This window comes from Lonsdalea britannica (assembly GCF_003515985.1).
Lineage (GTDB): Bacteria > Pseudomonadota > Gammaproteobacteria > Enterobacterales > Enterobacteriaceae > Lonsdalea > Lonsdalea britannica.
On record NZ_CP023009.1, the window covers coordinates 1,885,862 to 1,899,702 of the forward strand.

Genomic DNA, 13,841 nt, shown 5'->3' on the forward strand with positions numbered 1-13,841 from the left:
AACGTTATGTCTCAGATGAATCGGGCGAGCTTTAAGCTCTCGCCAGAAAAAACGCTGTCGGATGAGCAGCTTGCGCTCAAGCAGCGCGTGGAAGCCTTTCTCTGTCAGCATCGTCGCGCCTCTCAGGCATGCTTCGTGATTCAGGGGGAGGCGGGTACCGGCAAAAGTGTGTTTCTGCACGCGCTATTCGCCGATCTACAGCGTGACGCGCGCCAGCGGCCAGACCATCCGTTGTACGGCAGCGAAAATGTGTTGCTCGTCAATCATCCCGAAATGCTCAAAGCCTATAAAAACGCGTCAGAGGGGCAATCCGCCCTTCGCAAAAAAGATTATGAGCGCCCGACGACGTTCATCAATCGCCTGCATAAACGCGAAGACAAGGTGGATATCGTGCTGGTGGATGAAGCCCATTTGCTGCTGACGCGCAGCGATCGCTACAACCACTTTGTTCAGGACAATCATCTGGAAGAGATTTTGCGCCTCGCCCGCTGCGTGGTGCTGATTTTCGACGAACAGCAGGTACTGAAATCCAAAAGTCTGTGGCGAGAAGGCGATCTTGAGCGACTGATCGCCCACGGCCCGCACGAAGTCCATCTGTTACGGCATCAGTTCAGGATGAAGGCCGCCACGTCGGTGCAGCGCTGGATTGGCCAATTCTGTCAGCGAGAACTGCGGCCTTTACCCGTGGCTGCGCCCGGCGAGCCGCCGTTTGAGCTAAAGATCTTCGACGACGCGCAGGCGATGTACACGGCGATCCGGCAGCGTAACGCCGACAGCGGACTGTCGCGAATGCTATCGACCTATGATTACCCCTATCGGTTGGACGGGCAGGATCACTTCATCGAAGAGGGCGCTTTCCGGCTGCGCTGGGATCGCTCGAAGCCGAACGAGCGCCAGCCGTGGGCGGAGCGGCAAGATACCATCGACGAAGTGGGCTCGGTATACACGGTGCAGGGCTTTGATCTCAACTATGTTGGGCTGATTCTGGGACCGTCGGTATCCTGGGATGCAGAACGCCGTGACATCGCCATCGACCCGTCCCGTTATGAGGACGGCGCGGCGTTTCAGGGAACCGGGCGTCTCGACGATGCCGAGGCGGTAAAAGTGCGTATCATGCTCAACGCCATCAACGTGCTGATGACCCGTGCGATTGATGGACTCTATATTTACGCTCACGACGCGGAACTGCGTCGCCAACTGCTTCTTTTACAGCGTGAAGCGGCAACCAATGGAGAAAATCATGTCTGCCAATGAACTGGTGTGGATTGACGATCCGCGCATGAAAAAGGTGTCTCAGAACGTCGAGGTCATCGATGCTTCCGTCAACGCGCTGGTGGAGCGAATGTTCGCCGTTATCGAAAGCATGAACGATTCAGGGCTGGCGGCGATTCAGTTGGGGATCCCGCAGCGCATCGTGGTGATCGATATGGATGACGAACACGGCGTGCGCCAGCGTTTGGCGCTGATCAACCCGGAGGTGGTGGAACGGTCGGAGGAAACGACCTCGCATCTCGAACTCTGTTCCTCCATCCCGCAGCATCCGCTGCCTGCGGAACGGGCTCAGCGCGTACGCGTGGCTTATACCGATCTGGATGGCGTGCGTCAGGCGATAGAGGCGGGTGGGGCGTTGGCCGTGTGTCTCCAGCATGAAATCGATCATCTGGACGGTCTGTCGCTGATCGATGAGCTGTCCGATCTGAAACGTAACCGCATTCGAACTCAGTTGGCAAAGCTGCGTCGTAAGCTCGCGCCGCGCAGTTAATACCGAGCCGTTCAGCCCCTCGTCGTGATGACGAGATGATAGAGAGCCAGAATGATGAGATCACGGGTGAGAAAAGCACCCGTGATGAGTGCAAACCTAGTGGAACAGCGGTTGCGGAGACGTTATACCCGCGACCTGAGAGCGCGTCATTTTCTCGACGATGTGGTCCAGCGGGCAGAGCCAACCGACGGCGGTTTGCTGGCAGTGACTATCGTGATACTCCTCGATGAGCGGCGGCGCGTCTGGCGTCAGCGGGCTGAGATGACGCCACTGATCCAGCGACATGGCGCTAAACGTCAGCCGCACATAACGCTCACCGCTGTGGGTGTCTCGGTAGCGCTCGAACGCCAGGCTGCCCCCCGGCGGGATATCGTTGCGCGGATAGTCGCCCAACTGCCAGTTCATCTGCAACATGGTCTGGATCTGCGCGATATTGGTGTCATGGCCGACGAACATGACCAGCGGCGCTTTCAGGCTAGGGTTTTCGGGGGCGGATGCCGTTGTTCCCGCGGTGATCGCCGCGGCCAACTGAGACATCAGCAGCGTCCCGCCGTGTCGCGCCAGCTCGGGGGTATCGCTGACCAAATCGTATTTAGCCGCGTGCAGCGCCATCAACGCCGCGACCTCGCGGGCATTACGAGCGTGGCCGAACGCCACCTGGGACAGCGGCAGCCCTTCGCTATACTGCAATCGGATAGTTTCTCCTATCGTCGATCCCGGCGACAGTGGGCCTTTGAGCGACACGCCGTGCTCTTTCTCCACCAGCTTCCACGGGGCGTTGAGGAATTCGCAGGACGACGGCGTGTCCGCGCAGACTGCCGCGCGTAGCAGCGCGATGGCGGGCTGATAGCGTTTATTCAGATCGTCTGCACCGCCGGTTCGCGTCGTGATCTGCTGTTTGACGATCTCTTTATTTGGCTGGCTCAGGCCCATATCCACGCTTTGAAACAGCGGATCGCGCTTCTCCTGTGTGCTGCCCGCCGCGAGTCCACACCCCGGAAACATGCCGTCGAGCAGCGCTTGCGCCGTGGCGCGCGTTCTTTGTAACGGGCTGGACCAGGCAAAGACCTGTTCCGGCGGCGGACATGGCGCACCAATGGGCAGACCGGCTTCACGCCAGCGGGCGATCTGATAGGCGCCCTGATGGAGAAGACCGGCATAACCGTGGCCGGAAAGATGACCGTCCTGTACCGTCCATTCGGGCCACGTTTTACCGGTCGCTTTGTTCAAGGCATCGGTGTCCGTCTGCGGACGGACGCCGTGACGGCTTAGTGTAACGACATGCTCCAGCGTAAATGGCGTCTTGGGTTCGGCCATCAACGGAAAGGTGGTCATCAGCGCCAGCGTGGCGGCGCCCCATTTGAAAATAGTCATAGCGAATCATGAACCTTATGATTAAAACGTGTATTTAAATCCGGTCGCGTAAGTCGTTTGCCGTTTATCGCTGCTTTTTGACACGGATTCATTGGTCACCTCAAGAACGTATTGCCAGTGGGTCAAGAATTTGATTTTCATTTCGACCTCATGTTCGTAGTCGGTGTTTCGTTTAGCGAAAATAGGCTGATCGCTAAAATAACGAGAATATTTATAGGAGAGTGCCGCTCGGCTGAATTTATATTTTGCGCCGACATCGATCCGGTGAGTGTGCTTGGTCGGTTTGTCATCGTAATCTGTTATTTCGTAGCGATAACGCGTCGCAAGCGCAATATTATCGACCACAATCCATTCCGCGCTTAATGACGGTTTCCAGGTTTGTTTGTCATCGTAAATGCTCGACGTCAGGCCGGGTGTCAATGTCACCGAAGGGGAAACCGCAAACGCGTAATCGACGCCGAACTCCGTTTTATCTTTACGCAAGTGGTTGAATGCCTTGCCGGCTGAACCCTCCGACGACTCACGCGGATGCGTTTCCCACTCCGCGGACAGCCCCAGTCCCTGACTGAAACGATGTTCAATACCCCATTTATCGCTGCGGGTTCGGGAGACATCGCTGAATTCATGTTTCCAGAAAAGAGAGACCGCCTGAGATTGAAAAGGCATCACGCATAAAGGTATGAATAAAATATGACGTAAAAACATTAATCATCGCCGTTTGTGCTAAAAGTGCTGCGAATATAGGGATGCGACATGACATAAAAATGAATGTTATTTATCGCCTGGACAATGAAATGAAATTTTATTAGATAAGAGAGAAGTCAATATGCTCCTATAAAATAAAATGCTATTTATCTCATGATGAAGAGATTGTCATTCTACCGACGGCGTGGCGTTATTTTTGCCGTCGGCAGAATAGATCAGCTATTGCGCTTAAGGCAGGCGCGTCGCCTTCTTAAGTACGATGTAAAGCACGCTGGCGACGACGAGTGAATTAAAGGCGGGCACGCCCCATTCAACGTTCAGGCCCACGCCGCTGCCGATAATACTGGCGATGATAGCCGCCCAACCGACCGCTGGCGTGGCGGCCGCATCCGGCAACCGACCCGCTTTGCGGCTGGCATCCAGCAGCGTTCTATGGCTGCGCAGCAGATAATAGTCCACCAGCATGACGCCGATAATCGGCGGGAAAACCACGCCTAACAGCGTCAGAAAATCGACAAAACGGTCCAGAATACCGAGCACCGACAGCAGCGTGCCGATCAGGCCAATGACCAGCGTGATGGACATGTAGCTGAGCTTTTTGCCGGTGATCCCTTCAATGGCGTTCGCCAGCCCCAGCGAAGAGGAGTAGAGATTGATATCGTTGATTCTCAGCGTGGAGAACACGACGGCGATCAGCCCAATCCCACCGGCCATCTGCGACATAATGGTCACGACATCTGCCGTATTCAGCGCTCTGGCGATCAGAATCGCGAGACCGTTAACGATAAATTCGCCGACGATAATCGACAGGAGGGTCATCCAGAAAACGTGGCGGCCTTTCTGCGAATAGCGGGTCATATCCGGCGTAATCAGGCTGGCGACGATACATCCCCCGACGACCATCGTCGCCCCGGCGTTTATGGAGACGGACTCGGAAGGGATAGAGTCAATCAGCGCGTAAAGCGAATGGCCCGCCAGCGTTTGGGTGGAGATGTAGGCGACAATACCAATAAACAGCGGGACGGCGATACGGGCGGTATAGCGCAGGGCTTTGAAACCGAAGGCGACCAGCAGCGTCAGCGCTACGCCCGACAGGGTGGCGGATCCGACGAAGCCCAGCTTGTCGTTAAGCGCGAAGTTGAGCGCCCGCGCAAACACCGCGTTCTGTACGCCGAACCAGCCGAGCAGGCTGATGGCAATGACCACGCCCATCAGTACCGCTCCCAATCGGCCGAATCCGCACCACCGCGCCAGCAGGCTGCCGGACAGTCCCTCCTGCATACCTGCGTAGCCCAGACCGACGGTGACAATACCGAAAATGAGGCTGCCGATGGCGATAGCGGTAAAGGCTTGCCCCAGCGTCATTGAGTGGCCTAGCACGGCGCCGAGCATGAACTGGTCCAGTGCGGTCAGCATACCGATGTGCACCAGCGCGATATTGAAAAAAGGCAGTCTTGCCGAGAGGGGAACCCGGCTCACCGGGTAATCGTCTATTTTTTCCATGTCTTCCTTGGTCCTTGTGGTTAATCGCCCATTCCCGCAGGCGCGTCCGGGTTAACGTCAGCGAATGTCACACACGAGTCCCGACTCGTCGAACGGTTGTGGGGGGACATTCCGCTCTGAGACAATCTACATATCCCGGGCTACACGAGCGGTGAACTCGCCCCATGCGGTCTGGCGCTAAATATATTGGATGCCTTTCACGAGCAGGCTGGGCGGAATGTATTTATCCAATCCCGTGTGATAACAAAACGCTTTAAATTGATGCAGTGAATGCACGTCGGCTTTTTGGTAAATGCTATATATTCTATTTTCAACAGTTTTGTAGGCGAGGTTGGTTTTTCTGGCGATCTCCTTTCCCGAAAACCCCTGTAGGATTAGAAAAATCATTTCCAGTTCCGAGGGCGTAAATAAACTGTTTTCGACGTGGGTAATGAGCGTGGAAGGTGCCTTCTTATCGATATAAACCAGAGGGGAGAGCGTCGTCAGGGGCTTGGCGTTCCACATGGTGCCAATACAGCGTTTCTTGACGTCGAAAATAGGGATTTTTTCGCTGACGAACGGCGAGAGAAACGGGTCGCCATTCCAATAGTGCGTTTCGATGACGGCGACGCTTTTCTTGCTGTGCTCTGTTCGTCGATCGTGCTCTATAAAGTCTTCCGACATTTCCGCCCATTCGGCGGGGAATTCGGCATCCAGTTTCCCCTCAAACTCAAAATGGGCGGGCGTATTGGTATACGTCAGGGCGGCTTTATTCATATAAATATGTCGCGAAGCCAGGTCTTTGATTCCCCAGGGTTCGTGCAATGCTTCCATCACGGTAATCAGACCGCCGATATAGCGACTAATATCCTCTGTTTCTGGTGGCATCCTGGCCTCCTTTCAAGACGAATTGATAACTTATTGAAATTCCTTGTGGAGATAATGACGCGTAAATTGGTGAGCGTAGCCGGGGAGGTGGCCGTACTCCCGATAACCGAGCTTCTCGTAAAATCCCTTGGCCTGAAAACTGAAAGTATCGACATAGGCCATATAACAGCCGCGTTTTTTCGCTTCCGCCTCGGCCTGCTGCATCATTTGGCGACCTAAACCGGCCTGACGATACGCCTCGCCGACCCACAGAAATTTGATTTCCAGCGCGTCCCACCAGGTGCTTGCCACCAGCCCGGCGATAATTTCATTATTGTCGTTGGTGAACGTTAAAAAGAGAGGATGAATATCTCCTTCCTGAAATTGTTTATTGTGTTGCAATAAACTTTGAATAACAAATTCCTCATCCTGAGGGTTGGGAGTGTCGGTAATATTTAACTTCATTATTGTTATGCTCCTGCTTTTTAATAAAGGTTATGTCGCATCCGGGCGAGCGCTGATCTTTAGCATAAATTAATTTTTGTGACAAGAGCGGTTTTTACTCATTCATCGTTCGGGGGAATCGGTTAGGTTAATTCGGGTTTTATGCAAGGAAAACGAAAGCTTAAATACGCTTCTAGGCAAACTATTAGCTGTATCCTCTTTGTGTCATCACCAGGGAAATATATTCTTATCGGATGGGGATTAATGCTAGGTGGGCATAAGTTGTGAATGTATTTATTTTCAATGAAAAAAATAAATAATAATCGTTCGTATACAGTGTATTTATAATATTAAGCGACATCCTATTTCAGGGAAAACGAGCCTCCCAGACGGAGACTCGAATGAGAGGGGCATTAGTCGACCGACCGAATAAACTCCAGCAGATCTTGATTCAACCGATCTCGGTGGGTCTGGGTAATGGCGTGTGGCGCACCTTCATAGACCTTAAGTTGGGCGTTTTTGATCATCTCTGCGGCCACCTTGCCCGTAGACTCGAACGGCACGACCTGGTCGGCGTCGCCGTGGATAACCAGCGTGGGAACGTTGATGCTGTGCATATCCGGGCGGAAGTCTGTTTCAGAGAACGCGGTGACGCAGTCGAGCGTACTCTTGAGAGAGGCCAGCAGGGCGATATTCAGCGTTTGAGTCAGCACACCGTCTGAGACCTGCATCCCTTTGTTGAGGCCGTAAAACGGTGTCGCAAAATCACTGATAAATTGCGCGCGGTCATGCACGATCCCCTCTCGGATACCGTCAATAACCTGTGGGTCCACGCCCTCCGGATAATCACCCGACTTCATCAGCTTCGGGGTGACTGCGCTGAGTAACGCCAGTGCGCTGACGCGATGAGAACCGTGGCGGTGGAGGTAGCGGGAAACGTCGCCGCCGCCCATCGAAAAGCCGATCAGCGTTATCTCGTCCAACTGTAGATGTTCGACCAATTCGTGGATATCGTCGGCCAGCGTATCATAGTGGTATCCGTTCCACGGCTGGTCGGAACGCCCGAAGCCGCGGCGGTCAAAGGCGATGGCCCTGAAGCCGTGTTCGGCGAAGAAATGCAGCTGACTGTCCCACATATCCGCATCCAGCGGCCAGCCGTGGCTGAACAGCAGCGGCTTACCTTTCCCCCAATCCTTGTAATACAGCTGAGTACCGTCTTTCGTTCTGAACGTGCTCATGCGTAACACCTCTGAAACGTTGCGAATAGGAAGACGAATGCGTATTCCAGACCCGCTCGGTGCCGGTTTGGAGCGACGCAGACGATACTTTTCAGCTTAGCAGGATATCTTTATTTGACCGGTTCGCCGCAGCGGCGGCATCCGCTTTTCATCGGTGACGGGGCTTTTCAGATTTCCTGTCATGAGCTGGCGACGTTAATGCGTCTCGGTCTGGCTCCCGTTATTTTTCTGCTCAACAACAACGGCGACACGATTGAGCGTTATATCCTGGGGGAGAACTCGTTCTACAACACGATACCGTCAATGCGCTACACCGAGCTGCTTCATGCTATGGGCGGCGGAGAGGATGTCGTCGGCACGGTAGTCGAAAATGGCGCCCAGCTTGATGCCGCGCTGGAACTCGCCGAGCATGCGAAGTCACTCACGTTGATTGAAGTCAGGCTGACGGAAATGGACGGATCGCAGGCGTTGAAAAGGCTGTGTAGCAACTGCAACCGTTTTAATTTTGGGGTGACGCCTCCCCGCCGTCCATAGCGCGGTGCGCGCTCTGCAGACCACCTTGTCTGTGTGGTCTGCAATGATGTCTCATTGGCGGGTGAATGATCTTCCATTAACTCTGGTTATTCTTGGCCGCTTATGAGTGATATTTATTGCGCCGCGTTTTGCTACGTTACGCTTTATTTTTTTCGTGTTGTTTTTTGTCGGTTTTTCGCTATTTCTCGGAGGGTAAATTATATTTCCTTACCTGCCGCATAACTATTGCTTATATATGAAATCACCCTTATTTCCTGTGGGCGTTATTCCTGCTTAGGTGTTTGTGATATATCGATCTGATACGAAATAATTTTTCAGTAAAGTGTATTTTTATTCAGGGGTGACAGTCACGGGATGTTATGCTATATCTATAAATACTGCATCTCACGGTCGATAATATCGTCACCAGACGGTATGTCCGAATATATCATCAACAACCACCTTTCGAAAAAATATATATGCCACGATTAACACTCACTTGAAATAAAGGAAATTTATGTCTGATGTACACGACGACAGCGACAAATATAGTGATAAACCACCGGTGGTATTACCGGCTGACAATGAAAAGTTATCCGACACGTCCGATAGTGAAAATAACAGCTTTTTAAGCGCTGATGCCTTTTTATTGACAGCAACTGCCATAGCCGCCATTGCGGGATTCTTATATGGCTATGATACCGGGATTATTTCCGGCGCTCTGCTGCAAATCACCCATGACTTTTCGCTTTCTTCCCATGCTCAGGAGCTGGTCACCAGCGCCATATTAGTCGGCGCCGTCGTCGGCGCCCTGTCTTGCGGTAAACTTTCCAGCGTGCTGGGGCGGCGGTACACGGTGATGATCGTCGCCGCGATCTTCGCACTGGGGGTCATCGGCTCCGGTTTGTCCGCCAATGCCTATTATCTCGGTGCCGCGCGGCTGGTGCTGGGGTTCGCCGTCGGGGGCGCGTCGCAGATTGTACCGGTCTATATTGCCGAGCTGGCCCCGCCGGAGAAACGCGGTCGTCTGGTCACGTTCTTCAATATTTCAATCGGGATCGGCATTCTCACCGCGGCGCTGGTCGGGACGTTCCTACAGGATCTGTGGTCCTGGCGCATGATGTTCGCCGTCGCGGCGATCCCCGCGGTGATCCTACTGATCGGCATGCTACCGCTGCCGGAAAGTCCGCGCTGGCTGGTGGGTAAGAAGCGCATGAAGGAAGCCCACGTCGCGCTGGACACGGTGCGAGAGACTGCACGGGAAGTGCGCCGCGAGATCAAGGCCATTCAGCGAGTCCATGAACGCGCCAAACGCAAATCGACCGGCAGTTGGAAAGACCTGAAGCAGCCGTGGCTGCGCCCGGCGCTGATCGTCGGATTGGGCATTGCCGCGTTTACCCAGCTCTCCGGCATCGAAATGATGATTTACTACACGCCGACTTTCCTGACCGGCGCAGGTTTCAGCCGGGACACGGCGCTGCATTCCGCGCTGGGTGTGGCGGCTATTTATCTGGTGCTGACTATCGTGGGTAAGCTGTTGGTCGACCGTATCGGCCGCCGTACGCTGACGCTTTATATGATCCCCGGCGCTGTCATTAGCCTGGCCTTGCTGGGGCTGATGTTCCGATTGAACGCCAACGGCGGTCAGCACGGCTGGCTGATTGTGGCCTGTCTGTTCGCCTTTATGGTGTTCAACTCGGGCGGGATTCAGGTCATCGGCTGGCTGGTCGGCTCGGAGGTTTACCCGTTAGGCGTACGTGAAAAGGCCAGCAGCCTGCATGCGGCCACGCTGTGGGGCTCTAACCTGCTGCTCACCTCTACCGCGTTGTCGATGGTGAATCTGCTGGGCATCGGCGGCGCCATGTGGTTCTACGCGTTGCTGAATCTGCTGGGGTTCGTCTTCATCTACTTCATGATGCCGGAAACGAAAGGGCGCAGTCTGGAAGAGATCGAAACTTCTCTGAAAGAAGGGCGTTTTTATCCCCGCAGCCAGCGTGAACAGGTTGTCACGCAGAAACCGTAACACGCACATCTGAGGGGCATCGCCCCCTCTTTTTTGGGCTTCATATTCCCGGCGACCGTCAGGCCCGCTTCCTGATAGTGCGGTCGCAGGCGCAATGGCACGCGTCAAATCTGACTGATGATAATCCCGCCGCTCAAAACCAGCGCCAGACCGATAAGGGTCAGGATCAGCTCCAGGCGGGTTTTATGTTCCTTCAGGATAAAAATCCCGCCCAGCGTGGAAATAATCACGCTCATCTGCGACAGCGTAAATCCGGTTGCGACCCCGTTACGTTGTGCGGAGATTAAATACCCCAACGCGGCTGCCGCAAAGATGAACCCGGGCAGCATACTCAAGTAGGTCTGTTTCTCTTTGAGTGAACGGCCGAGCTGCTTGATTGAGAGCAGAAGCGACATCACCACCATGCCCGCCGTTTGCGGCAGAAAGGCGTCCCACCCGCTGAGATTAAACATACGGGGCAGGGCGGAATAGCCGACGTAGCCGAACATCGACACGATCAGAATACCTACCCCGGTCAGCAGATGCTGATCTTGCGAGGCGCTTTTCTTTGAGGTGTAGGTGGTCATATACACGCCGACGATCACCAGAAAGATGGCGAAAAAGCCCAGCATTTTGGTGGTTTTCCACTCGCCGAAAAAGCATACGCTGAACAGGGACGTCCCAATCAGTTGCAGCCCGGTAGACACGGGCATGGCTTTCGACACATCGATTTTCGTGAAGGAGACGTACTGCAAATATTGACCAAAGGCCCAGCACATTCCCGAACCGGCGCCCCCGATGACCACCGGCCATACCAGATTCGCTGGCACGAAGATCGCGACGGCGAGAGCGACGACGAAAGCGCCCAGCGTAGTGCCAATGATCTGGTTGTTGGGCGAGCCGCCAATCGAGGACACCACGAGTGGGAGGATCCCCCAGAATAGCGCCGGGATCAGCGCGATCATTATGTTCATGCCTATGTCTCTCTTTGGGGATTAACGACATCTCCTCCTCCCTCCGGCCGGTGGCGCGGAGAGAAAAGGAGCTGAGTTGGCGGATGGCGCGGAAAAATTATCCCTGTCCGCCTTGGAAAGAGGGGTAGAGCGTCATGCCGCCGTCGGCGAACAGCGTAATGCCGGTGACGTAGGAGGCTTGCTCAGAGGCGAGCCAGGCCGTGATGTTGGCGATCTCTTCGGGTTCGCCCGCGCGTTTCATCGGGATCATTTTTTCCAGCGCCGCGCGCTTCTCTGGATCGTTCATTTTTTCTTTATTGATGGGGGTATTGATGGCGCCCGGGCCGATCCCGTTGATGCGAATACCTTTGTCCGCATATTCCAGCGCCAGCGTCTGCGTCAGCAGCTTCACGCCCCCTTTGCTGGCTGCGTAGCTGGCGAAGGTTGGCCACGGGATCTGCTCGTGTACGGAAGACATGTTGATGACGGTGCCCTGAATGTTATTTTTCAGGAAATACTGGATGGCGATTTTGGCGGTCAGAAAATAGCTGGTCAGGTTGACGGAGATCACCTGATTCCAGTCATCCAGCGTCGCTTCATGCGAGGGCATCTGTTTCTCGATACCGGCGTTATTCACCAGAATATCAAGACGTCCGAAGGTGTCGATGGCTGTTTCAAGTACCTTTTGCGTATGCGCTTCCAGACTAATATCGCCTTTGAAGAGGACGGCTTTCCCACCGCTCTGTTCGATAGATTTTGCCACCTCATTCGCCCCGTCATCGTCCGAGCGGTAACACACGACCACGTTGACTTTTTCTGCCCCGAAACGCTTGGCAATCGCCGCGCCAATGCCTTTCGATGCACCAGTGACAATCGCCACCTTACCCTGTAAATCATTGAACATATTAACTTTCCTCACAGTGAGAGTGTGTTTGTACTGTTTTTTACACGTCGCTATACACCCAGGGGTGTCAAGCCGGTGGTATAGGGGATGGCGCGGTCAACGCCGGGAGCGCAATGTCGCTGCCGCGTCGCCGTGGAACCAGGAAGAGGGCGCTTTTGCCTCAGGACAATCGGCGGATGCGTCGCCACGCTGCGGCTTTTTATCACCGACGACGGACCCTGATGCGGGTAGGCGCTCCTCCCGACAAGGCGCGTCATCATTCACGTCGTCAGAGTATAGTTCATGTCAGTTTTTTCTCTTTTTGACGGCCGAAAAGCAGCGAAACACGCTGGCTTTTGCCGCGAATGTCGCGGGACGTTCGAGGTTGAGATGCCCAAGCGAGTGGAAAATGCGGTGACGGCGGATGTCAGAGAGTCTGGCATTCAGGCCGCGTATTAGGGGGCGAGCGCATTGTATCGATGGCTCGCTGAGAGGGCCGCCCCGATGCGACCCCTCTTGAGGGCGGCTTAGAGCCTCCCGGCCAGCCGTCAGTGTGGGGAGTGGCGCCGCAAGGTCAGCGAAGGTTTTTCGTTAAACAATTTCTGATAGTCGCTGGCGAACTGGCTCAAATGCCAGAACCCCCACTGCATCGCGGCATCTTGCACCGTACGGTGCGGGGTGTCGGGGTCGACCAATTCACGCCGCACCGCGTTGAGGCGAATAATTTTAAGCCAGGCGTTGGGGGCGATGCCTAATACATTCTGGAAGGCGTTTTGCAGGGTACGACGGCTGACGTGCAGCCGGTTGCACAGATCCAGAACGGTGACCGGCTCCGAGGTTTGGCTCAGCACATACTCCCGCGCAAAGGCGATCAGCTTGCGGTGATGGTGATTCTGCGCCGGTTCTGTGGGCGGCTGGACGTTTTCCAGAAACGACATCAGCATCGTGAGCAGATTATGGTTTAACAGCTTCTGCGTGTTGCGCTGTTTCATCACCTGCGGAAAATGGCCGCTGTACCACAGCGCGTGGCGGATGTACTCGCACAGCTGTTCCTTGTTGCTGAGATCCATCTGTAGCGTGGAGCCCTGTGTTAGCCGTTCGGTCAGCCACTGCGGATCGCTGAGCGCGCCGATGTATTGCTGGAGCACCTCGTGCGAGATCACGACGCCGAGAATGGAAAAGTCGTCCGGCGTCGACAGCTCGAACTCTTTCCCTCCGGGGCTGACGGCAATGCCGTACTTGTCCAGCGGCTGCGCGTTGATAAATCCCATGTTCTCCTGCGTGGAGGGAATACCGAACCACACCGAGCCCGCCCAGGTCATGCAGGATTGCCGTAAAGCAAGGTTGGTGTATTCGTGACAGAGCTGCATGCCGTCCAACAGCAGTTCCTGTAGCTCGCCGCGAAAATGACCGGGGGAAACCTGATCGTAGAGCTGCTGCCAGGCGGTGATGGTGCGAGACTGGGCGTAAACGTCCTGCGTGTAACGCTGGTGCATCGGGTGAGTTTGACTCAGTAACGCCTGGACGGCTTCAGGAGGTGTCGGCTGGGTGTCGAGCTGATGCGGATGAAGGTGATTGCCTGTTTTCATCTGTCGTTTCCTCCGGTAAAACCTTTGCG

13 protein-coding genes are annotated in these 13,841 nt (G+C 54.8%); 4 read left to right on the plus strand and 9 right to left on the minus strand.

Features of this window, described 5'->3' with window-relative positions; genetic code table 11:
* The first annotated feature begins 6 nt into the window (after positions 1 to 6).
* Entirely contained in the window at positions 7 to 1,254 is a 1,248-nt protein-coding gene (locus CKQ53_RS08765; RefSeq protein ID WP_094117800.1) for a DUF2075 domain-containing protein, read from the plus strand.
* A complete protein-coding gene (def, locus tag CKQ53_RS08770) occupies positions 1,241 to 1,762 on the plus strand; it encodes a peptide deformylase (RefSeq protein ID WP_162896337.1) in 522 nt (173 codons plus the stop codon). Before CKQ53_RS08765 ends, def begins: the two co-directional genes overlap by 14 nt.
* Before the next feature lie 96 nt (positions 1,763 to 1,858).
* Here the strand turns inward: def and CKQ53_RS08775 are convergent, their stop codons facing one another.
* The 6 genes from CKQ53_RS08775 to CKQ53_RS08800 all read right to left on the minus strand — a co-directional run bounded on the left by CKQ53_RS08775 (position 1,859) and on the right by CKQ53_RS08800 (position 7,872).
* Positions 1,859 to 3,136 carry a histidine-type phosphatase gene (locus tag CKQ53_RS08775; RefSeq protein WP_085652223.1) on the minus strand — a complete coding sequence of 426 codons (1,278 nt, stop codon included), beginning with the start codon at positions 3,134 to 3,136 and terminating at the stop codon, positions 1,859 to 1,861.
* 21 nt (positions 3,137 to 3,157) lie between these two features.
* Positions 3,158 to 3,802, minus strand: coding sequence for an oligogalacturonate-specific porin KdgM family protein (locus CKQ53_RS08780; RefSeq protein WP_162896338.1), 645 nt, complete (start codon positions 3,800 to 3,802; stop codon positions 3,158 to 3,160).
* Positions 3,803 to 4,069: 267 nt separating this feature from the next.
* Positions 4,070 to 5,344: a cytosine permease gene (locus CKQ53_RS08785; RefSeq protein WP_085653171.1), complete on the minus strand. Its 1,275-nt coding sequence runs from the start codon at positions 5,342 to 5,344 to the stop codon at positions 4,070 to 4,072.
* A 177-nt stretch (positions 5,345 to 5,521) separates the two neighbouring features.
* Entirely contained in the window at positions 5,522 to 6,211 is a 690-nt protein-coding gene (locus CKQ53_RS08790) for a helix-turn-helix transcriptional regulator (RefSeq protein WP_085653170.1), read from the minus strand.
* Positions 6,212 to 6,241: 30 nt separating this feature from the next.
* Complete coding sequence (locus CKQ53_RS08795; protein ID WP_094117798.1) at positions 6,242 to 6,655, minus strand: GNAT family N-acetyltransferase; 414 nt, start codon at positions 6,653 to 6,655, stop codon at positions 6,242 to 6,244.
* Between the two features lie 392 nt (positions 6,656 to 7,047).
* Positions 7,048 to 7,872, minus strand: coding sequence for an alpha/beta fold hydrolase (locus CKQ53_RS08800; RefSeq protein WP_085653167.1), 825 nt, complete (start codon positions 7,870 to 7,872; stop codon positions 7,048 to 7,050).
* Positions 7,873 to 7,986: 114 nt separating this feature from the next.
* Between CKQ53_RS08800 and CKQ53_RS08805 the strand changes: the two genes are divergently transcribed.
* Positions 7,987 to 8,406, plus strand: coding sequence for a thiamine pyrophosphate-dependent enzyme (locus CKQ53_RS08805; protein ID WP_162896339.1), 420 nt, complete (start codon positions 7,987 to 7,989; stop codon positions 8,404 to 8,406).
* A gap of 496 nt (positions 8,407 to 8,902) precedes the next feature.
* The gene (locus tag CKQ53_RS08810) at positions 8,903 to 10,408 is read left to right on the plus strand and encodes a sugar porter family MFS transporter (protein WP_094117796.1); all 1,506 of its coding nucleotides are present in this window, start codon (positions 8,903 to 8,905) and stop codon (positions 10,406 to 10,408) included.
* A 104-nt stretch (positions 10,409 to 10,512) separates the two neighbouring features.
* On the opposite strand, the gene CKQ53_RS08815 is transcribed toward CKQ53_RS08810, so the two are convergent.
* The 3 genes from CKQ53_RS08815 to eutR form a co-directional block, all read right to left on the minus strand.
* A complete protein-coding gene (locus tag CKQ53_RS08815; protein ID WP_085653160.1) occupies positions 10,513 to 11,361 on the minus strand; it encodes a GRP family sugar transporter in 849 nt (282 codons plus the stop codon).
* 97 nt (positions 11,362 to 11,458) lie between these two features.
* A complete protein-coding gene (locus CKQ53_RS08820; protein WP_094117795.1) occupies positions 11,459 to 12,244 on the minus strand; it encodes a glucose-1-dehydrogenase in 786 nt (261 codons plus the stop codon).
* A 527-nt stretch (positions 12,245 to 12,771) separates the two neighbouring features.
* Positions 12,772 to 13,812, minus strand: coding sequence for an HTH-type transcriptional regulator EutR (gene eutR, locus CKQ53_RS08825; protein WP_085653157.1), 1,041 nt, complete (start codon positions 13,810 to 13,812; stop codon positions 12,772 to 12,774).
* Positions 13,813 to 13,841: the final 29 nt, after the last annotated feature.